Source organism: Neptuniibacter marinus (assembly GCF_965223595.1).
In the GTDB taxonomy this organism is placed as follows: domain Bacteria; phylum Pseudomonadota; class Gammaproteobacteria; order Pseudomonadales; family Balneatricaceae; genus Neptuniibacter; species Neptuniibacter marinus.
On the sequence record NZ_OZ245004.1, the window covers coordinates 1,442,281 to 1,465,209 of the forward strand.

Consider the following 22,929-nt stretch of genomic DNA (forward strand, 5'->3'; position numbering starts at 1 on the left):
TAAAAATAAGCCTCAATTGTGCTGATTAATTCTGTTCCGATTGGGTAGCGGAATACTGTAGTTGCATTAGTACAGCATCTAATAGAATGCGACCACTTTCAACCAGCATTGCTTCAGATTCAGGATTAATAGCGCGGCCTTGGCTATCTTTTTCTAGTTCATCGTCTAGGTCGGATAGTTTTTTTATCGGCGGAAGCTGTTTTTGTGCACGTCGAATATTTTCAGCTTCTACTTGCCATGCTTCGGCACTATCACGTTCCTGCTTAAGCTCTGACTCTCGTAGAGGAATTAGACTACCTTCTTTACGCACCTCTTTTAAACGTTCGACTTGTTTGCGCATAAAGACGAAGTCGGGATCTTCTGAGGTGCGCGATTGATGGCGTTGAGCAATCTGACCAAGAAAAGCTTTAACGCTAGGGTAGGTTCCATGAGGAGCAGAGCGAACTTTATCCCAAGATAAAGCGTTATCTAATGCGCTTTCTCCGATTATTTCAGGATCATATAGCGTTGGGTAGTCTATATCAGGCATGACCCCTTTATTCTGGGTGCTTTCACCTGAAATTCTATAAAATTTTGCGTGCGTTAATTTTAGTTGGCCATGGTTTAAGGGAAGTAAGGTTTGCACTGTCCCTTTACCAAATGTTTGTCCGCCGATGATAATGCCTCGATGATAATCTTGAATCGCTCCGGCAAAAATCTCTGATGCAGAAGCGGAGAGGCGATTTATCATGACCGCTATAGGCCCCGTATAAGCAACCTTTGAGTCACGATCACGTAGTACTTCGACACGTCCAGACGAGTCTTTGACTTGCACCGTGGGCCCGTGCTTAATAAATAAGCCGACCGTATCATTGGCTTCTCTAAGTGAGCCGCCGCCATTATTTCGAAGGTCGATAATTAGGCCATCAATTTCGTCTTCTTTTAGCTCAGTAATTAATTTTTCCACATCGCGAGAGGTGCTTTTGTAATCATCATCACCCCTTTGTAGTGCTGCAAAATCGATATAAAATGCGGGAATTTCTATAACACCAAGTTTGAAGTCTCTGCCTAAATGGTTTACTTCAATCACGCGTTTTTGCGCTGATTGCTCTTCCAGTTTTACTTTGTTTCGCACAATCTTAACGATTTTTGATGGTCTTTCTTCTTGATCTGAGCTTTTTATTTCTAAGCGTACGGTTGTATCTTTCGGTCCACGAATCAGTTGTACAACATCATCTAACCGCCATCCAATTACGTCCTCTATTTCACCATCTTCACCTTGACCAACACCGATAATTTTGTCGGTAGCTTTTAGTTGTCCTGTTTTATCAGCAGGGCCAGCAGGAACTAAGCGAACAATCTGGGTGAATTCGTTTTCACTTTTTAAGACAGCACCAATCCCTTCTAAAGATAAGCTCATGTTTATCTTGAAGTTTTCAGACTTTCTAGGTGAAAAGTATTGTGTATGAGGGTCATATTGTTTGGTAAAAGCGTTAGCGAAAGTTTGGAATACATCCTCGCTATTTACCTGTAGAGAGCGTTTTAATTGATTGTTATAACGTTTAATTAAAACCTCTTTTGCTTCTTCGTCTGTTTTTTCAGCAAATTTAAGATTGAGTAAAGCGCTTTTCAAACGACGATCCCAAAGAGCATTCATCTCCTCTTCGGTTGTAATCCAAGGTGCTTCTTCTCTATCAGTGTTTAGGTTCTCATCAACATCAAAGTCAAATTTTTTGCCTTCTTCTAGTTCGCTAATGGTGAATTTTAAGCGATCTTCAAGACGTGTTTGAAAGCGGTTATAGATAAGGTAGGCATCATTTAGATCCCCTTTTTTGATGTTGTCATCTAGGGTGTAACGATACTGTTCAAATTCATCAATATCGCTTTTGTAAAAATAGCTGCGAGACGGATCTAAATCTTTTAGGTATTGATCAAATATTTGATCCGAAAGAGAGTCATCAATAGATATTCGATTGTAGTGACCAAGCTTTAGTGACTCATTGATCTCCAACAGAGTTTGTTTGTGAATTGGTTCTGCTTCTAGCGGGGTTACCAGCGCGTAGGCTGTAATAGGTGCTAAAAGAGAAAACGCTGTAATGAAAAGTGTATTTAATAGCGGTCTATGCATAATGTATTTCTTAACTTTTTAGCTCTAGATTCTGTTGTGACCTCGTTTAGGAGGGATTAGTTCCCAAACTTATGTTAGTTGAGTGTAGACATGCTGAAGAGTGATGTAAAATCAATTGCTTCTAATTCTCTGGTTATATTGGAATAAAAAATGAAATTTGTTTGTAGGCTTGTAGGCTTAGCTCTGTTATCGGTATTGTTATTTGGCTGTGGTGAGGATGCCGCAGAAGAAAGGTTTAGGCAGGAGTTGGTCGATAAAGCATTGAATGATGATGTCAGCAAAGCGGGTGCTGCCTTTTTACAAAAGAACGCTTTGCGGGAAGGGGTTGTTACTACAAAAACTGGTTTGCAGTATAAAGTGCTCAAGCAGGGGGAGGGTGAGAGGCCTTCAATTACCGACTTAGTGACTGTTCATTATGAAGGCACGCGTGTAGATGAGCATGTATTTGATAGTTCATACCAGCGGGGAGAGCCTTCCGTTTTTCCATTAAATCGTGTGATCAGAGGTTGGACTGAAGGATTAATGATGATGAATAGAGGTAGTACGTGGATGTTGTTTGTACCCTCCGCGCTTGCATATGGGGCAACCAGTCCTGCAGATGATATACCGGCTAATTCAACGTTGATCTTCAAGGTTGAGTTAATTGATTTTACAGCTGCAGAGTAGGAATTAAGGGAATCTTATGTCTGAATTATTAGTTGATCTTAAAGAATTTTTGCAATCAGCCCCTACGCCTTATCATGCTGTTAATGAGATGGTTCAGCGTCTAAATGCGGCGGGTTATCAGTGTGTTGATGAAGCTGATGCTTGGTGTGTAAGTGCTGGCGGTCGTTATTATACAGTGCGTAATGGCTCTTCCATTGTTGCATGGTGCATGCCCGCGAATCGAAGCTTACTCGAATCAGGTTTTAGAATGGTGGGAGCTCATACTGACTCGCCTTGTTTAAAAGTTAAGCCTGTACCAGAGCTTTGTAAGCAGGGTTATCAGCAGTTGGGTGTTGAGGTTTATGGTGGGGTTTTGTTGAACCCATGGTTTGACCGAGATCTGTCCATGGCAGGACGTGTTAGCTATTTAGATACTAGTCGATCGCGGCAGCAGGCTTTAGTTGATTTTGTTAAGCCTGTAGCTATCCTGCCTAGTTTGGCTATCCATTTAGATCGTGATGCTAATACTAATCGTACCATTAATGCTCAAACACAGTTGCCGGTCATTTTGGCTCAAGGTGAAGAAAAGTGTGACTTTAAATCCATTTTAGCTAAGCAGTTAAATAAAGAGGGTGTATCTGATATTGATGAAATTCTTGATTATGAAATTTCATTATATGATACACAGGGCCCATCTATTGTTGGGCTTGAAGAGGAATTTATTGCTTCTGCACGGCTAGATAATCTGCTGAGCTGCTTTATGGGTCTTAAGGCGTTGCTTAATGCTGATTCGGAAGAGGGTGTGCTATTAGTATGTAATGATCATGAGGAGGTTGGCAGCATGAGTGCTGCGGGCGCGCAAGGGCCGATGTTGAGCCAAGTTATAGAGCGTTTACTGCCTGTTGCAGAGGATCGAGTAAGAACGATTAACCGGTCTATGCTTATCTCGGCTGATAATGCCCATGGGATTCATCCGAATTTTGCGGATAAGCATGATGAAAATCATGGTCCTTTGCTCAATGCAGGTCCTGTGATCAAAATTAATGCAAATCAGCGTTACGCTTCTAATAGTGAGACCAGTGGTTTATTTAGGGATTTAGCCCAACAGGTAGGTGTTCCTGTTCAGTCTTTTGTTGTGCGTAGTGATATGGGATGTGGTAGCACAATCGGGCCTATTACGGCAGCAGGGCTTGGGATTAAAACCTTAGATATTGGCGTACCACAATTTGCGATGCATTCAATTAGGGAGCTAGCCGGTGTTCGGGATGTGGGTGCCTTAATTAAGATTTTAGAGCAGTTCTACTGCGAAGGTAGAGTTTAATTTTAGTAAGCATTAGATCGGAAAGCGTTAAAGTGATTGGTTTTAACGCTTTTTACCTATGCCAAGGTGAGTTGTGAGTGTTTCTCCACTTGTTAAACGCTCTATGCTGATTTCTTCAGTTAATTCTTCAGTTAATTCTTCAGTTAATTCTTCAGTTAATTCTTCAGTTAATTCTTCAGTTATTTAATTCAGAGCTGATAACACTAGTGCTCCTTCTTATTAGAATTTTTTAATCGGTATGTTTTATGCAAGGCTTACTGTAAAGAGTATGATTTTCACTCATAAAGATAAAACTGCATCATTTTAGTGCGCTCTTTATAGGTGATTGATTCTGGTGCACGTTCTTACTAAGGGAGAGAGAATGTTTAAAAAGGTGCTGGTGTTTACGGATTTGGATGGTTCGTTATTGGATCATTTTACTTATAGTTATCTAGCTGCTGCTCCTTTATTAGAGCTTTTCCAAGAAAAGGGGGTACCTGTTATCCCTGTTACTAGTAAGACCCGAGCAGAGTTAAAAGTGTTGCGCTCGGAACTTGAAAATTCACATCCCTTCGTGGTGGAAAATGGTGCCGCTGTTTTTATCCCGCAAGGGTATTTTTCAGCGACCCCATCCGGTTGTGAACCTTTAGACGGGTACGATTGTTATCAGTTCTCTAAGTCTCGAGAAGTTTGGATAAATTTATTATCTGAGATGGAAGACGAGTTTGAGAGGGAGTTTGAAACATTTACTTCGTTAGGTGTCGATGGGATTGTCAGGCTTACGGGGTTGTCTGAAGAGGCGGCTAAGCTGGCTAATCAGAGAGAGTATAGCGAGCCAGTGATGTGGAAGGGTTCAAACGAGCGTAAATCTCTTTTTGTCGAAGCATTAAAGAGCTCGGGAGCAACCGTTTTGCAGGGGGGGCGTTTCCTGCATGTTACCGGTCATTGTGATAAAGGTCGTGCCCTTCAGTGGCTATGTAAAAGATATAAAAATGATTCACCAGCGGAATCATTTTTAACTATTGCTGCAGGTGATAGTTATAACGACAGGGAGATGTTAGAAGTTGCGGATTGTGCTCTCGCCATTCGATCACCTGTACATGATTTTCCAGATATTAAGCATTCAAATATTTACCGTTCTATGCACTTAGGCCCGCAAGGTTGGGTTGAAGGTATGCGTAAATTTTTGAGTACGGAAGAAACATCCATAGATGTAGATATTATTGACTATCTGCAGAATAAGCTTAGGAGTTGATATGGCTGATTTTTATCAGAATGGAATTATTACTACGCTACATAATCTGTCGAATAGGCCAATTGAAGAGGTAGAGGCTGAGTTAACTCGGTTTGGCCGGAAAAGGCCCATGTCACTTATTTTACCTTCACTTTTTTCTGAGTTAAAGGGGCCTGCGTTAGGGCATATTGTTGACGAACTTTGTAAAGTGCCCTATTTATCAGAGATTGTTATCGGGCTTGATCGAGCTAATGAAGAGCAGTTTTGCTTTGCTCAGAATTTTTTTAAAAAGCTTCCACAGCATCACCGCATTCTTTGGAATGATGGTCCCCGTTTACGAGAATTGGATGCAGAACTTCAATCTTTGAAATTAGCCCCTAAAGAACCAGGAAAAGGACGAAATGTTTGGTATTGCATGGGCTATGTGCTGGCGTCAGGACGTGCAGAATCTGTGGCTTTGCATGACTGCGATATCACGACCTATAACCGAGATATGTTAGCGAGGCTTATTTATCCTGTCGCTAACCCTCAGTTTAACTACGAGTTTTGTAAAGGTTTTTATGCGCGAGTTGCGGATGGGAAAATTAATGGTCGGGTGTGTCGATTGCTGGTTACGCCATTGTTGCGTGCGTTAAAAAAAGTATTTGGCGAGATTGAATATCTGCAGTATATGGATAGCTTCCGTTATCCTTTGGCGGGAGAGTTTTCTTTTCGTCGTGATGTATTGAGTGATATCAGAATCCCGAGTGATTGGGGGTTGGAGATCGGTGTGCTATCGGAGATGCACCGTAATTATTCAAATAACCGCCTTTGTCAGGTAGATATTGCGGATCAGTATGATCACAAGCACCAAAACTTATCGCTTGATGATAAGAATGCGGGGCTGTCTAAAATGTCCATAGATATAACTAAGGCGTTATTTAGAAAGTTGGCCACGCAAGGACATACTTTTAATAGCGAAACTTTCCGTACCATTAAAGCAACGTATTTCCGTATAGCCTTAGACTTTATTGAAACCTATCACAATGATGCGGTTATGAATGGGTTGCAGCTAGATATTCATGGTGAGGAGCAGGCTGTTGAGATGTTTTCGCGGAACATTATTACGGCAGGGGAGCAGTTTCTCGGTAACGCTATGGATACACCTTTTATACCAAGCTGGAGTCGAGTAAGTAGTGCGATGCCTGATGTATTTGACCGTCTGGTTGAGGCTGTTGAATTGGACCATAAAGAGTTTATGGCTGAGACGCTTAAGTAGTTTCTTAAATAGGGATATTACAGATATGGATCGTAGTGTGAATGATTCAGCTAATGAGCAATTAAGTTTTCAGATATCTAACCACCTTCAGGTTATATATTCTGAAAAAAGTGTCGAAATACTGGCTGATTTGGCGTCGGAACTTGTTGAGATAATGCGTCTTCAGCAGGTTGATAGCGTACCTGTATCTCATAAAAACTACTGGGATGAAAGTGATGTCATTATGATTACTTATGGTGATTCTCTATATGAACCGGGCAAAAGGGCGCTAACAACATTGCATCGCTTTCTGCATGAGCAGTGCGATGGGGTCATTAATGGCGTGCATGTGTTGCCCTTTTTCCCTTATAGCTCAGATGATGGCTTTGCCGTCAGTGATTATTATAAAGTAAGAGAGTCTGTTGGCGAGTGGGATGATATTAAAAAACTGGCTGCTGAATTTCGTTTGATGTCTGATGTTGTTATTAATCACTGCTCAGGTGAGAGCGGATGGTTTCAAAACTTCATTAAAGGAGAGGGGCCTGGAAGTGATTATTTCTATGTGGCGAGTCCTGACGATGATACGTCTCAAGTTGTTCGTCCACGAACAACCTCTTTGTTGAGAGAGGTTGAAACTGAAAAGGGCCTTCAGCATGTTTGGTGTACTTTTAGTCATGATCAAGTAGATTTTGATTTTAGAAATCCAAAAGTTTTAAAAGAGTTTGTAAAGCTTGTTCGCTTCTATCTGGATAACGGCGTTAATATTTTCCGTTTGGATGCCATTGCTTTTTTGTGGAAGGAGAGCGGGACAACGTGCCTGAATTTAGAGCAAACCCATGAGGTTGTTCGATTATTGCGACTTTTGATTGGATTTGCTTGCCCTACTGCCATGATCATTACCGAGACCAATATACCGAGTAGGGAAAATCTATCCTATTTTGGTAATGCTAATGAAGCTCATTGTGTCTATAACTTTTCACTGCCGCCCTTGCTCTTGCATGCGCTTTTAACAGGCCAAAGTTTTTATTTAAAGCAGTGGATGATGAGTATGCCTCCTGCGCAGGATGGTACGGCCTATTTCAACTTTATAGCTTCCCATGATGGTATTGGTTTGCGGCCAGTGGAGGGGATCTTACCTGATACTGAGGTTGAAATGTTGACAGACAGGATGCAGGAATGGGGGGGGCATGTTTCGTGGCGTGCTTTAGAAGATGGAGTAAATAAGCCTTATGAGATCAATATTACTCTCTTTGAGGCTCTGCAGGGAACGATAGAAGGAGAGGATGAGTTTGGTGTGGAACGCTTTCTGTGTGCGCATAGAATAATGTTGGCACTGGAAGGTATACCAGGCATCTATTTCCAAAGCTTGTTGGGCAGTCTTAATGATCATGAGCGAGTCAAAATGACGGGGCATTTTCGTTCAATTAATCGTCATCATTGGGAGTATGATTCATTGGTCCAGCTTCTGGGTGACGAAACTTCACATTACGCATATATTTTTGATGCGATGAAACGGCTTATTTCCATTCGTACAAAGCAGACAGCTTTCCATCCTAATGCAACGCAATTTACCCTCCATTTAGGAGATCAGATATTTGGTTTTTGGCGACAAGGGATTAATAGAAGACAGAGTATTTTTTGTTTGAATAATCTTAGTGATAAGCCAGCAACATTGCTTTTATCGGATCTAAACTTAATAAATACGCATCAATGGTCAGATCTATTGAGTGATGATGTTTTTGATGATCTGCATGCAACGATCGAGCTTGCACCTTACCAAAGTATTTGGTTATCAAACGAAATATAAGATAAGGAAGGATAAAATAAGAAGTGGTCGGAGTGATAGGATTCGAACCTACGACCCTCTGGTCCCAAACCAGATGCGCTACCAAGCTGCGCTACACTCCGACATACCTGCTATGCAGTAAAGCCAAAAGATAAAAGTGGTCGGAGTGATAGGATTCGAACCTACGACCCTCTGGTCCCAAACCAGATGCGCTACCAAGCTGCGCTACACTCCGACGTTCATCTTTTCAGATGGCTCCCTGAGCTGGACTCGAACCAGCGACCAATAGATTAACAGTCTACTGCTCTACCAACTGAGCTATCAGGGATTTTCAGTTGTACTTTCAAGATATTGGCTCCCTGAGCTGGACTCGAACCAGCGACCAATAGATTAACAGTCTACTGCTCTACCAACTGAGCTATCAGGGATCTGTACCTCGAAAGTGCGGCGTATCTTAATGACGCAGCTGCAAATCGTCAAGAGATTTTTGCCAATTTTTTAAAAGATTAGCTGGGTTGGTTGATAGTTAAACAGTAGTTGTAATAATAGGTTATTTGTTGTTCAGGGAATTGTACTTTTATGTGTTTTTTCTTGGGCTAGGTCTGCAGAGATGTTTTTTCTATCTATATAAAAAATATATAAAAAAACCTCAATGATTGAGTCTACCTGTACCTCGGTACAATAGTTTTTGTTGTGTTTTATAACTATAAAGGTGTAATCACCCAAAGGTTTTTAAAGGATTTTATTAGATATGAGTGTTATGGGTACGGTTTCACACTTAATTGGTCGCGCAGTAGCCATTAAATCCGATGGTACAGAGCGCACTTTAGCTTTAGGCGATCAGGTATATGCTGATGAGATGGTTCGTGTGGCACCTGATGCATCTATAGAAATTGCTATGGATAATGGTGACCTAGTCAAATTAGATGGCGGCCAGAATTGGTTGGCGAGTAGTGAAACATATCTAGAGTCTGATAATTTTGATACGAGCGAAGCTGCTGCTGATGCCGAATCTATTCAAGCTGCTATTTTAGCCGGTGTCGACCCTACCGATGTTGCAGAAGAAACCGCCGCGGGTGGTGAGCAGGGTGCTGAAGGTAACGAAGGCTCTACTACAGTCAACATCCTACGTACAGCGGAAGAAGTTGATCCTAGTACTGGTTATGAAACGGCAGGTTTTGGTCAGGGTGAGACTGAGCGGCCTATATATGACGGCGATGAAATCGTTTTGGTTCAGCCTGTTATCAGCATCAGCGGTCCTAGTACAGTAGTTGAGGGTGAAGTCGCTACTTATACTATTACAGTAAGTCAGCCTGTATTAACTGATATGACAGTTAGCGTTATTACGGGGCATGTGACTACAGATGATGGTGATTTAGTCCCCCTAAGCATAGATGTAACGATTCCCGCAGGTCAAAGCTCCGTATCCTTTAATGTTCAAACGAATGATGATTATTTTGCCGATAGTGGTGAGCAGTACAATGTTTCTTTTGATAGCGTTGTGGGTGGCGGCTATGAAAATATAGAGCTCGGTGATAGCTCTATTACGACAACAATTTTGGATCAGGTCGGCAGTGATAACCCTCCAGGGGATGAAGATACAGTTGTATTAGATATTGATGGGCCGACAACGGTCGTTGAAGGTGAGGTGGCAACATATACGGTTACGGTAAGTAATCCACCGTTAACAGATCTCATTATAAGTGTAGTTACTGGGCATATCACTACAGATAACGGTGATTTAGTTCCTGTTAATACAAATGTCATCATTGCTGCAGGTACTACGTCCGCTTCATTTGATGTAGTTACAACAGACGATGCATACGCGGATAACGGTGAACAGTTCACTGCTAGTATTACTGGAAGTACAGGCGGAGGCTATGAGAGCTTAGTCGTTGGCACGGGCAGTATTACCACAACGATTGCTGACCAGGCTGGTTCTGATAACCCTCCAGGTGCAGAAGATACTGCTACTATTTCGCTTACAGGCCCTTCTACTGTTATTGAAGGTAATACTACAACACCTTATACCATTAGTGTTGATCAGCCAGCGGCCAGTGTAGCCACACCGATCACAGTTACTTTCACCTACAGCGGTGTTGCTGCCGATGGCACAGACTTCACCGGTGTTGCCAGTGTTGATATCCCAGCGGGCAGCAACTCAAATACCTTCACTATCGACACCTTAGATGATGTGTTAGCGGAAGGTGCCGAGAGCTTCACCATCGCAATCGATAGCATTACCGATACGAACTTCGAGCACATCGCTGAAGATGCGACCAACAACAGTGTGGATACGCAGATCACTGATGACACGGATCCAGGTACTACTGAGCCTGATACTGAGACGGCTTATGTCTCACTTACAGGTCCAAGTTCTGTTATCGAAGGCAATACAACCACTCCATACACAATCAGTGTTGACCAGCCTGCAGCGGATGTAGCGACAGCTATTACAGTGACCTTCACCTACAGTGGTGTTGCTGCCGATGGCACAGACTTCACGGGTGTTGCGAGTATTGATATCCCAGCGGGCAGCAACTCAAATACCTTCACCATCGACACCTTAGATGATGTGTTAGCGGAAGGTGCAGAGAGCTTCACCATTGCAATCGATAGCATCACTGATACTAACTTCGAGCACATCGCTGAAGATGCGACCAACAACAGCGTGGATACGCAGATCACTGATGACACGGATCCAGGTACGACAGAGCCGGATACAGAAACCGCTTACGTCTCTATTACAGGCCCAAGCAGTGTTGTAGAAGGTAATACCACCACACCGTACACGGTGGCCGTTGATCAGCCAGCGGGTGATGTAACCACACCGATTACGGTGACCTTTACTTACAGCGGTGTTGCAGCGGACGGTACAGACTTTACCGGTGTGGGCAGTGTTGATATCCCAGCGGGCAGCAACTCGAACACCTTCACCATCGGTACCTTGGATGATGCCCTAGCGGAAGGCGCTGAGAGCTTCACCATCGCAATCGATAGCATCACTGATACGAACTTCGAACATATTGCTGAAGATGCGACTAATAACAGTGTTGAGACCACCATTATTGATAATGATGGCGCAACCGTGTCGTTAACCGGCCCATCGTCTGTTATCGAAGGGGATACCACTACGCCGTATACCGTAGCTGTTGATCAGCCAGCGGCCAGCGTAACGACCCCGATTACCGTGACCTTTACCTACAGCGGTGTTGCGGTGGATGGAACAGACTTCACGGGTGTTGCGAGTGTTGATATCCCAGCGGGAAGCAACTCGAATACGTTTACCATCGATACCTTAGATGATGTGTTGGCCGAAGGTGCAGAGAGCTTCACCATTGCAATCGATAGCATTACGGATAGTAACTATCCTGCGATCGGTGCAGATAGCACTAACAACAGCGTTGAAACGCAGATCACTGATGACACGGATCCAGGTACGACAGAGCCGGATACAGAAACCGCTTACGTCTCTATTACAGGCCCTGCGTCGGTTATCGAAGGCGATACTACAACGCCATATACCGTAGCTGTGGATCAACCCGCAGCCGATGTTGCCACACCGATCACAGTAACCTTCACCTACAGTGGTGTTGCGGCTGATGGCACAGACTTCACGGGTGTTGCGAGTGTTGATATCCCAGCGGGCAGCAACTCAAATACCTTCACCATCGACACCTTAGATGATGTGTTGGCCGAAGGTGCTGAGAGCTTCACCATCGAAATCGATAGCATCACTGATACGAACTTCGAGCACATCGCTGAAGATGCGACCAACAACAGTGTGGATACGCAGATCACTGATGATACGGATCCAGGTACTACTGAACCTGATACTGAGACGGCTTATGTCTCACTTACAGGTCCAAGTTCTGTTATCGAAGGCAATACAACCACTCCATACACAATCAGTGTTGACCAGCCTGCAGCGGATGTAGCGACAGCTATTACAGTGACGTTCACCTACAGCGGTGTTGCGGCCGATGGCACAGACTTCACCGGTGTTGCCAGTGTTGATATCCCAGCGGGCAGCAACTCAAATACCTTCACTATCGACACCTTAGATGATGTGTTAGCGGAAAGTGCCGAGAGCTTCACCATCGCAATCGATAGCATCACTGATACTAACTTCGAGCACATCGCTGAAGATGCGACCAACAACAGTGTGGATACGCAGATCACTGATGATACCGATCCAGGTACGACAGAGCCGGATACAGAAACCGCGTATATCTCCCTAACAGGCCCTGCGTCGGTTATCGAAGGCAATACTACAACGCCATATACCGTAGCTGTGGATCAACCTGCAGCCGATGTTGCCACACCGATCACAGTAACCTTTACCTACAGTGGTGTTGCTGCCGATGGCACAGACTTCACGGGTGTTGCGAGTATTGATATCCCAGCGGGCAGCAACTCAAATACCTTCACTATCGACACCTTAGATGATGTGTTAGCGGAAGGTGCAGAGAGCTTCACCATTGCAATCGATAGCATCACTGATACTAACTTCGAGCACATTGCTGAAGATGCGACCAACAACAGTGTGGATACGCAGATCACTGATGATACCGATCCAGGTACTACTGAACCTGATACTGAGACGGCTTATGTCTCACTTACAGGTCCAAGTTCTGTTATCGAAGGCAATACAACCACTCCATACACAATCAGTGTTGACCAGCCTGCAGCGGATGTGACTTCTGCAATCACGGTGACCTTCACCTACAGTGGTGTTGCTGCCGATGGCACAGACTTCACCGGTGTTGCCAGTGTTGATATCCCAGCGGGCAGCAACTCAAATACCTTCACTATCGACACCTTAGATGATGTGTTAGCGGAAGGTGCCGAGAGCTTCACCATCGCAATCGATAGCATCACTGATACTAACTTCGAGCACATCGCTGAAGATGCGACCAACAACAGTGTGGATACGCAGATCACTGATGATACCGATCCAGGTACTACTGAGCCTGATACTGAGACGGCTTATGTCTCACTTACAGGTCCAAGTTCTGTTATCGAAGGCAATACAACCACTCCATACACAATCAGTGTTGATCAGCCTGCAGCGGATGTTGCGACAGCTATTACAGTGACCTTCACCTACAGTGGTGTTGCTGCCGATGGCACAGACTTCACGGGTGTTGCGAGTGTTGATATCCCAGCGGGCAGCAACTCAAATACCTTCACCATCGATACCTTGGATGATGTTTTAGCCGAGGGCGCTGAGACCTTTACCATTGCGATCGACAGCATCACTGACACCAACTTCGAGCATATTGCTGAAGATGCGACCAACAACAGTGTGGATACGCAGATCACTGATGACACGGATCCAGGTACGACAGAGCCGGATACAGAAACCGCGTATATCTCCCTAACCGGCCCTGCGTCGGTTATCGAAGGCGATACTACAACGCCATATACCGTAGCTGTGGATCAACCTGCAGCCGATGTAACCACACCGATCACAGTAACCTTCACCTACAGCGGTGTTGCAGCGGACGGTACAGACTTTACCGGTGTGGGCAGTGTTGATATCCCAGCGGGCAGCAACTCAAATACCTTCACTATCGACACCTTAGATGATGTGTTGGCGGAAGGTGCCGAGAGCTTCACCATCGCAATCGATAGCATCACTGATACTAACTTCGAGCACATCGCTGAAGATGCGACCAACAACAGTGTGGATACGCAGATCACTGATGATACGGATCCAGGTACTACTGAACCTGATACTGAGACGGCTTATGTCTCACTTACAGGTCCAAGTTCTGTTATCGAAGGCAATACAACCACTCCATACACAATCAGTGTTGACCAGCCTGCAGCGGATGTGACTTCTGCAATCACGGTGACCTTCACCTACAGCGGTGTTGCTGCTGATGGCACAGACTTCACCGGTGTTGCGAGTGTTGATATCCCAGCGGGCAGCAACTCAAATACCTTCACTATCGACACCTTAGATGATGTGTTAGCGGAAGGTGCCGAGAGCTTCACCATCGCAATCGATAGCATCACTGATACTAACTTCGAGCACATCGCTGAAGATGCGACCAACAACAGTGTGGATACGCAGATCACTGATGATACCGATCCAGGTACTACTGAGCCTGATACTGAGACGGCTTATGTCTCACTTACAGGTCCAAGTTCTGTTATCGAAGGCAATACAACCACTCCATACACAATCAGTGTTGACCAGCCTGCAGCGGATGTGACTTCTGCAATCACGGTGACCTTCACCTACAGCGGTGTTGCTGCTGATGGCACAGACTTCACCGGTGTTGCGAGTGTTGATATCCCAGCGGGCAGCAACTCAAATACCTTCACCATCGACACCTTAGATGATGTGTTAGCGGAAGGTGCAGAGAGCTTCACCATTGCAATCGATAGCATCACTGATACTAACTTCGAGCACATTGCTGAAGATGCGACCAACAACAGTGTGGATACGCAGATCACTGATGACACGGATCCAGGTACGACAGAGCCGGATACAGAAACCGCTTACGTCTCTATTACAGGCCCAAGCAGTGTTGTAGAAGGTAATACCACCACACCGTACACGGTGGCCGTTGATCAGCCAGCGGGTGATGTAACCACACCGATCACAGTAACCTTCACCTACAGCGGTGTTGCCGTTGATGGAACGGACTTTACCGGTGTGGGCAGTGTTGATATCCCAGCGGGCAGCAACTCGAACACCTTCACCATCGATACCTTGGATGATGTTTTAGCCGAAGGCGCTGAGAGCTTCACCATCGCAATCGATAGCATCACTGATACGAACTTCGAACATATTGCTGAAGATGCGACTAATAACAGTGTTGAGACCACCATTATTGATAATGATGGCGCAACCATGTCGTTAACCGGCCCATCGTCTGTTATCGAAGGGGATTCCACTACGCCGTATACCGTAGCTGTTGATCAGCCAGCGGCCAGCGTAACGACCCCGATTACCGTGACCTTTACCTACAGCGGTGTTGCGGTGGATGGAACAGACTTCACGGGTGTTGCGAGTGTTGATATCCCAGCGGGAAGCAACTCGAATACGTTTACCATCGATACCTTAGATGATGTGTTGGCCGAAGGTGCAGAGAGCTTCACCATTGCAATCGATAGCATTACGGATAGTAACTATCCTGCGATCGGTGCAGATAGCACTAACAACAGCGTTGAAACGCAGATCACTGATGACACGGATCCAGGTACGACAGAGCCGGATACAGAAACCGCTTACGTCTCTATTACAGGCCCTGCGTCGGTTATCGAAGGCGATACTACAACGCCATATACCGTAGCTGTGGATCAACCTGCAGCCGATGTTGCCACACCGATCACAGTAACCTTCACCTACAGCGGTGTTGCCGTTGATGGAACGGACTTTACCGGTGTGGGCAGTGTTGATATCCCAGCGGGCAGCAACTCAAATACCTTCACTATCGACACCTTAGATGATGTGTTAGCGGAAGGTGCCGAGAGCTTCACCATCGCAATCGATAGCATTACCGATACTAACTTCGAGCACATCGCTGAAGATGCGACCAACAACAGTGTGGATACGCAGATCACTGATGATACGGATCCAGGTACTACTGAACCTGATACTGAGACGGCTTATGTCTCACTTACAGGTCCAAGTTCTGTTATCGAAGGCAATACAACCACTCCATACACAATCAGTGTTGACCAGCCTGCAGCGGATGTGACTTCTGCAATCACGGTGACCTTCACCTACAGTGGTGTTGCTGCCGATGGCACAGACTTCACCGGTGTTGCCAGTGTTGATATCCCAGCGGGCAGCAACTCAAATACCTTCACTATCGACACCTTAGATGATGTGTTAGCGGAAGGTGCCGAGAGCTTCACCATCGCAATCGATAGCATCACTGATACTAACTTCGAGCACATCGCTGAAGATGCGACCAACAACAGTGTGGATACGCAGATCACTGATGACACGGATCCAGGTACGACAGAGCCGGATACAGAAACCGCGTATATCTCCCTAACAGGCCCAAGTTCTGTTATCGAAGGCAATACAGCCACTCCATACACAATCAGTGTTGACCAGCCTGCAGCGGATGTAGCGACAGCTATTACAGTGACCTTCACCTACAGTGGTGTTGCTGCCGATGGCACAGACTTCACGGGTGTTGCGAGTATTGATATCCCAGCGGGCAGCAACTCAAATACCTTCACTATCGACACCTTAGATGATGTGTTGGCGGAAGGTGCCGAGAGCTTCACCATCGAAATCGATAGCATCACTGATACGAACTTCGAACATATTGCTGAAGATGCGACTAATAACAGTGTTGAGACCACCATTATTGATAATGATGGCGCAACCGTGTCGTTAACCGGCCCATCGTCTGTTATCGAAGGGGATACCACTACGCCGTATACCGTAGCTGTTGATCAGCCAGCGGCCAGCGTAACGACCCCGATTACCGTGACCTTTACCTACAGCGGTGTTGCGGTGGATGGAACAGACTTCACGGGTGTTGCGAGTGTTGATATCCCAGCGGGAAGCAACTCGAATACGTTTACCATCGATACCTTAGATGATGTGTTGGCCGAAGGTGCAGAGAGCTTCACCATTGCAATCGATAGCATTACGGATAGTAACTATCCTGCGATCGGTGCAGATAGCACTAACAACAGCGTTGAAACGCAGATCACTGATGATACCGATCCCGGTACGACAGAGCCGGATACGGAAACCGCGTATATCTCCCTAACCGGCCCTGCGTCGGTTATCGAAGGCGATACTACAACGCCATATACCGTAGCTGTGGATCAACCTGCAGCCGATGTTGCCACACCGATCACAGTAACCTTCACCTACAGCGGTGTTGCAGCGGACGGTACAGACTTTACCGGTGTGGGCAGTGTTGATATCCCAGCGGGCAGCAACTCAAATACCTTCACTATCGACACCTTAGATGATGTGTTAGCGGAAGGTGCCGAGAGCTTCACCATCGCAATCGATAGCATTACCGATACTAACTTCGAGCACATCGCTGAAGATGCGACCAACAACAGTGTGGATACGCAGATCACTGATGATACCGATCCAGGTACTACTGAGCCTGATACTGAGACGGCTTATGTCTCACTTACAGGTCCAAGTTCTGTTATCGAAGGCAATACAACCACTCCATACACAATCAGTGTTGACCAGCCTGCAGCGGATGTAGCGACAGCTATTACAGTGACGTTCACCTACAGCGGTGTTGCGGCCGATGGCACAGACTTCACCGGTGTTGCCAGTGTTGATATCCCAGCGGGCAGCAACTCAAATACCTTCACTATCGACACCTTAGATGATGTGTTAGCGGAAGGTGCCGAGAGCTTCACCATCGCAATCGATAGCATCACTGATACTAACTTCGAGCACATCGCTGAAGATGCGACCAACAACAGTGTGGATACGCAGATCACTGATGATACCGATCCAGGTACGACAGAGCCGGATACAGAAACCGCGTATATCTCCCTAACAGGCCCTGCGTCGGTTATCGAAGGCGATACTACAACGCCATATACCGTAGCTGTGGATCAACCTGCAGCCGATGTAACCACACCGATCACAGTAACCTTCACCTACAGCGGTGTTGCGGCTGATGGCACAGACTTCACGGGTGTTGCAAGTGTTGATATCCCAGCGGGCAGCAACTCAAATACCTTCACCATCGACACCTTAGATGATGTGTTAGCGGAAGGTGCAGAGAGCTTCACCATTGCAATCGATAGCATCACTGACACCAACTTCGAGCATATTGCTGAAGATGCGACCAACAACAGTGTGGATACGCAGATCACTGATGACACGGATCCAGGTACGACAGAGCCGGATACAGAAACCGCTTACGTCTCTATTACAGGCCCAAGCAGTGTTGTAGAAGGTAATACCACCACACCGTACACGGTGGCCGTTGATCAGCCAGCGGGTGATGTAACCACACCGATTACGGTGACCTTTACTTACAGCGGTGTTGCCGTTGATGGAACGGACTTTACCGGTGTGGGCAGTGTTGATATCCCAGCGGGCAGCAACTCGAACACCTTCACTATCGGTACCTTGGATGATGCCCTAGCGGAAGGCGCTGAGAGCTTCACCATCGAAATCGATAGCATCACTGATACGAACTTCGAACATATTGCTGAAGATACGACTAATAACAGTGTTGAGACCACCATTATTGATAATGATGGCGCAACCGTGTCGTTAACCGGCCCATCGTCTGTTATCGAAGGGGATACCACTACGCCGTATACCGTAGCTGTTGATCAGCCAGCGGCCAGCGTAACGACCCCGATTACCGTGACCTTTACCTACAGCGGTGTTGCGGTGGATGGAACAGACTTCACGGGTGTTGCGAGTGTTGATATCCCAGCGGGAAGCAACTCGAATACGTTTACCATCGATACCTTAGATGATGTGTTGGCCGAAGGTGCAGAGAGCTTCACCATTGCAATCGATAGCATTACGGATAGTAACTATCCTGCGATCGGTGCAGATAGCACTAACAACAGCGTTGAAACGCAGATCACTGATGACACGGATCCAGGTACGACAGAGCCGGATACAGAAACCGCGTATATCTCCCTAACAGGCCCTGCGTCGGTTATCGAAGGCAATACTACAACGCCATATACCGTAGCTGTGGATCAACCTGCAGCCGATGTTGCCACACCGATCACAGTAACCTTCACCTACAGCGGTGTTGCCGCCGATGGCACAGACTTCACGGGTGTTGCGAGTGTTGATATCCCAGCGGGCAACAACTCAAATACCTTCACCATCGACACCTTAGATGATGTGTTGGCGGAAGGTGCCGAGAGCTTCACCATCGCAATCGATAGCATCACCGATACTAACTTCGAGCACATCGCTGAAGATGTGACCAACAACAGTGTTGAGACTGAAATTACCGATAATGATCATGCGCCTGTAGCGGTTGATGATCCTGATGGAGGTTCAATCTCTGGGGGACTTGCTTCTGAGTACTATGGTTACCGTGAAGGTGTTGATGGCGGCAATTTAATTAGTCTTCAGCAGGTTAAAGACTATGTGGCTGCAAATGAAGCTGAGATTACATTTATCTCAACGCAAATTAATTACGGGTATACCGATACCAATGCTAATAACCGTTATGACTCCGGTGAAGTTGTGGGTACCGGAGATCTTGCTGATGATGTCACCTCATCCGGTAGTGCTCCGTCGAATCTTGAATGGTTCTTGAAACAAGATGCCGCTTCAATTCAAGGAACGAGTACACAAGAGGCGACAGATGGTGTGATTCATATGTCAGGGTTGATTGATATCCCTGCTGATGGTTCATATACATTTGATGTTCAGCATGATGATGGGTTTGTAATTTATATTGATGGCGTTGATATTTTTGAATATGACGCGATTACTTCGCCGACTGAATCGGTTAAAAGTGTCGATTTAACGGGTGGCCAACATACTGTCGAAGTATTCTATTGGGATCAAGGAGGTGATTATGTATTTGATGTTCAGTTACTTGATTCAAGTGATAATAATATCTGGGTAACAGAAAATCTTTCGACTCCAATTAGCTCACCGATCACGACCGATGAAGAGACGCCAATTCTCATTGACTTAGATGATAATGACTCCGATGTGGATGGTGATTTAGATCCTTCTTCAATTGTAATTCAAACTGATCCTGCTAATGGCTCTGTGGTTGTTCATGGTGATGGGACGGTTACTTATACGCCGAACGCTAACTTTTATGGTGTAGATACCTTTACATACACTATTAAGGATTTGGCAGGTCATGAGTCCAATGTCGCAACAGTGACAGTTGCTGTGAATCCTATAAATGATATCCCTCAGCTATCTGTTCAAGGACCTTTGAGTATCTCTGAAGAAGCTATACCGTCTTTAGGTGCACTTGAAGCTGATGATAGTGGGGATACAGCTAGCGCTTCTGGTGTAATTACAATTGTCGATCCGGATAATTCTGAGTTCGCTATTAGTTTGTCAGGCCCTGCTGGGGTTACTTCTGATGGAAGTCCTGTGACTTGGACATGGGTTGCTGATACAGATGAGTCCAACTCAATACAAGGTGTTTTAACAGGTACTAGTAATGCTGGCGTAGATGTAGCCACTATAACTCTGAACGACACAGTAGATAATGGAAATGGGAACTATAGTGCCCAGTATGATGTTAATTTATTAGCAGGGATCGATCATGAGGAAGCGAATGGTGAAAATAATGAAACACTAACATTTGCGGCAACGGTATCTGATGGCTTATCTGCGCCGGAATCTGTCGACTTAGTTGTTAATGTGGAAGATGACACTGTTAATGCATTTGATATCAACCAAAGCTTAGTCGGTGAACAAGAGATAATTACCACTAACTTACTTCTTGTCTTAGACCGCTCAGGTAGTATGGCCGATGACTATTATAATGATGATTTATATTACTTAGAGATAGCTCGTGACGCCTTAAAACAGCTTATTGATTCTGCCGATGGGGCCGGTAATGTCAACGTAATGATTGTTGATTTCTCGAGTGGTACGGATAGTAGCGGCTGGGTTGTTGATGATGTTGCTGCCGCTTATGAGTATTTAGATAATCTTATTGCAAGTGGTGGTACTGAGTACGATACCGCGTTAAATGCGGTAATGTCTGAATACGAATTAACTACACCACCGCCAGCTGACCAGACGTTCACTTATTTTGTAACGGATGGTGTGCCTAACAGTAGTCATGGCGTTGACAGTAGTGTCAGGTATACGCCGGAAGGAAGTTCTTCATCGTTGAGCGGCACAGATGCTTGGGAAGCTTTCCTTGATGACAATGGAATTACTGAATCTTATGCAATAGGAATCGGTAACGTTTTAAGTAATAGTAGCAGTGCTATTAACCATCTAAACGATGTTGCCTATTCGGCTGATACAGCTTATGTAGATGCTAATAATAGCAATACAGCAGAAGAAAACACTATTTTGCTTTCTGACCCTAATGATCTAGCAAATGCGCTTCTTGAAGCGTTTAGTAATGATTCTATTAGCGGTACTGTTGAAAGTACGCTGGGTGCGGCAGGCGATAGTGGTTTCGTTCTAGGTGCCGATGGAGGTCAGGTTACCTCGATTACAATTAATGGTGTTGTATATAGCTATGATCCTGATACTCAGGTTATGAGTGCAGATCCGTCTACTGTTAGCCTCGCAGGCTTAGTTTCGGGTGCTAATAATGAAATCCTTACCGTTGAGACAGATATCGGCGGGGATATGATGCTGAACTTCATTACGGGTGAATATAGTTACAATATTGTTGTCACTACCAGCTTGTTGGGCTCGCAAGAGTTGTTCGATATTCAAGCCGTAGATAATGATGGAGATACAGCTATCTTAGCTATGAAGTTGGATCTTGATTTCACAGCTCAGCTCGATGCTAATCGTGACAATGTGATTACGAATATAGCAGACGGCTCTCCAGTCGTTATTCCTGAGATTGCAATTTTGCATAATGATCAGGAAGATGGCGGAGTTATTACGAGTGTTGATAATGCTCTTGGTGGGATTGTTAATGATGCGGGTGATATTATTTTCACTCGAGGTGGCGGACTGTCTGAAAGTGACTTCTCTACCTCTACTGCAGCAGCCATTATTACTGAGGATGAATCAGCCAGTCCTAATAATACAATGGCGAATGCGGTTGATATGACGGACAGGGGATTGTTTAGTTCAAATAACTCTAACTTGTCAGGGTTGAATCAATCGGGCTATGCAGCTGCCTTTATCGGCCAGCTAAGTTCTTCAAGCGATGAAGATTGGTTTGAGATTACGTTGGCTGAAGGGGAGAGTATTCACTTTGATATTGATAATGCGTCCATAAATACTAACGTTAGTGTTTATGATTCAATGGGTAACTTTGTAACCACCATTGGGGAAAATAATGGTAGTGCTTACGATGATTACACTGCGAATACGTCTGGTAATTATTTTGTCAAAGTTGATAGCCCAAATAATGGTGTTGGTTCCTATGAGTTATATATGGCGATAGACGCATCGGATGCAGATTATGGCGGCGATGATGCTTCATTCGAATATACATTAGGCACACCAAGCGCTGCGAACACTGATTCTACGATCGTTGATATCAATACAGTGTCAGGTAATTCACTGGTTGGCACCGAGTTTGATGATATCTTATTGGCAGGTACCGGAGATGACACACTATCTGCTGGTGATGGCGATGATGTGCTTATTGGTGGCGAAGGTAATGACATTCTAACGGGTGGAGCAGGTGAAGATCTGTTTGTTTGGTCTAAATCTGATTTAGGTACAGGCACTAACCCAACAGTTGATCAGATTACTGATTTTAATACTGCAGAGAATGATGTAATCGACCTGTCTGATGTTCTATCTGATGGATCGCATACACTAGATGCCGTTATGAATTCTGGTCATTTACAGCTGACCATTACTGACTCCTCCTCAAATGAGGTTGTGCAACGGGTGGATGTGAATAACTTATCCGTTAGTAATGATGCAGAAGCTCAGAATCTACTAACGACCTTGTTAACCAGTAACAATATTGATGATGGCATTGTTTAATTC

Annotated in this window: 7 protein-coding genes and 4 tRNA genes; 6 read left to right on the forward strand and 5 right to left on the reverse strand. The window is 45.2% G+C overall.

Going from position 1 to position 22,929, the window contains the following annotated elements:
• Positions 1 to 25 precede the first annotated feature (25 nt).
• Entirely contained in the window at positions 26 to 2,107 is a 2,082-nt protein-coding gene (locus ACOQOE_RS06735; RefSeq protein WP_067861628.1) for a carboxy terminal-processing peptidase, read from the reverse strand.
• Between the two features lie 150 nt (positions 2,108 to 2,257).
• Between ACOQOE_RS06735 and ACOQOE_RS06740 the strand changes: the two genes are divergently transcribed.
• The 5 genes from ACOQOE_RS06740 to ACOQOE_RS06760 all read left to right on the forward strand — a co-directional run bounded on the left by ACOQOE_RS06740 (position 2,258) and on the right by ACOQOE_RS06760 (position 8,330).
• Positions 2,258 to 2,773, forward strand: a complete 516-nt coding sequence (locus tag ACOQOE_RS06740; RefSeq protein WP_067861625.1) for an FKBP-type peptidyl-prolyl cis-trans isomerase — start codon at positions 2,258 to 2,260, stop codon at positions 2,771 to 2,773.
• Between the two features lie 16 nt (positions 2,774 to 2,789).
• Entirely contained in the window at positions 2,790 to 4,073 is a 1,284-nt protein-coding gene (locus tag ACOQOE_RS06745; RefSeq protein WP_420555282.1) for a M18 family aminopeptidase, read from the forward strand.
• A 361-nt stretch (positions 4,074 to 4,434) separates the two neighbouring features.
• On the forward strand, positions 4,435 to 5,307 hold the full coding sequence (locus ACOQOE_RS06750) for an HAD-IIB family hydrolase (RefSeq protein WP_067861619.1): 873 nt from the start codon (positions 4,435 to 4,437) through the stop codon (positions 5,305 to 5,307).
• 1 nt (position 5,308) lies between these two features.
• Positions 5,309 to 6,544, forward strand: a complete 1,236-nt coding sequence (locus tag ACOQOE_RS06755; protein WP_067861617.1) for a glycosyl transferase — start codon at positions 5,309 to 5,311, stop codon at positions 6,542 to 6,544.
• 25 nt (positions 6,545 to 6,569) lie between these two features.
• The gene (locus ACOQOE_RS06760; protein WP_420555283.1) at positions 6,570 to 8,330 is read left to right on the forward strand and encodes a sugar phosphorylase; all 1,761 of its coding nucleotides are present in this window, start codon (positions 6,570 to 6,572) and stop codon (positions 8,328 to 8,330) included.
• A gap of 24 nt (positions 8,331 to 8,354) precedes the next feature.
• Here ACOQOE_RS06760 and ACOQOE_RS06765 read toward each other — a convergent pair.
• From ACOQOE_RS06765 to ACOQOE_RS06780, 4 genes are all read right to left on the reverse strand, one after another.
• Positions 8,355 to 8,431: transfer RNA gene (locus ACOQOE_RS06765), tRNA-Pro, on the reverse strand.
• 36 nt (positions 8,432 to 8,467) lie between these two features.
• Positions 8,468 to 8,544, reverse strand: a tRNA-Pro gene (locus tag ACOQOE_RS06770).
• 17 nt (positions 8,545 to 8,561) lie between these two features.
• Positions 8,562 to 8,637, reverse strand: a tRNA-Asn gene (locus tag ACOQOE_RS06775).
• Positions 8,638 to 8,661: 24 nt separating this feature from the next.
• Positions 8,662 to 8,737: transfer RNA gene (locus tag ACOQOE_RS06780), tRNA-Asn, on the reverse strand.
• 323 nt (positions 8,738 to 9,060) lie between these two features.
• Between ACOQOE_RS06780 and ACOQOE_RS06785 the strand changes: the two genes are divergently transcribed.
• Positions 9,061 to 22,926: a retention module-containing protein gene (locus tag ACOQOE_RS06785; protein ID WP_420555284.1), complete on the forward strand. Its 13,866-nt coding sequence runs from the start codon at positions 9,061 to 9,063 to the stop codon at positions 22,924 to 22,926.
• Positions 22,927 to 22,929: the final 3 nt, after the last annotated feature.

Excerpts from the sequence above, each read along its gene's own strand:
- ACOQOE_RS06760 (WP_420555283.1), top strand. The coding sequence starts at position 6,570 with ATGGATCGTAGTGTGAATGATTCAGCTAATGAGCAATTAAGTTTTCAG.
- ACOQOE_RS06740 (WP_067861625.1), top strand. The coding sequence starts at position 2,258 with ATGAAATTTGTTTGTAGGCTTGTAGGCTTAGCTCTGTTATCGGTATTG.
- ACOQOE_RS06745 (WP_420555282.1), top strand. The coding sequence starts at position 2,790 with ATGTCTGAATTATTAGTTGATCTTAAAGAATTTTTGCAATCAGCCCCT.
- ACOQOE_RS06785 (WP_420555284.1), top strand. The coding sequence starts at position 9,061 with ATGAGTGTTATGGGTACGGTTTCACACTTAATTGGTCGCGCAGTAGCC.
- ACOQOE_RS06735 (WP_067861628.1), bottom strand. The coding sequence starts at position 2,107 with ATGCATAGACCGCTATTAAATACACTTTTCATTACAGCGTTTTCTCTT.
- ACOQOE_RS06750 (WP_067861619.1), top strand. The coding sequence starts at position 4,435 with ATGTTTAAAAAGGTGCTGGTGTTTACGGATTTGGATGGTTCGTTATTG.
- ACOQOE_RS06755 (WP_067861617.1), top strand. The coding sequence starts at position 5,309 with ATGGCTGATTTTTATCAGAATGGAATTATTACTACGCTACATAATCTG.